Below are 322 nucleotides of genomic sequence, written 5' to 3' on the forward strand. Positions count from 1 at the left end.
GGACTATGCGGCGACGCCGACAATGGCAATGACGGTGAGCAAGGCAAGCCAGATCAAACCTATTGGCATTATTGCGAGCCAGACCGTGCGCCAACGCACTACGCTCCGGAATTTCTTGGGGTCGTTTGCGCGATAGACAGTTCGCCCAACGGAAGATCCGGTTCGGACTTCGCCCAGTCGGTGGGCTTTCAGGACGTCAGCAATACCCTTCACCCACGTCCCACCAACGGCCACAAAGACGAAGATCATGAAAGCTGCAAAGATGAGCGCAGAGAGACGGTTCATAAGCGCAGCTTAGCAGCAGCGTGACCGCCATCCACCC

General features: G+C 57.1%; 1 protein-coding gene. It reads left to right on the top strand.

Annotated features, from left to right (window positions below):
* On the top strand, nt 1-309 hold a 309-nt coding region (locus AC1DYP_RS24900), incomplete at its 5' end, for a hypothetical protein (RefSeq protein WP_477048579.1).
* Between the last annotated feature and the right edge of the window lie 13 nt (nt 310-322).

The sequence above is a fragment of the Caulobacter sp. P1_D6 genome, assembly GCF_056406095.1.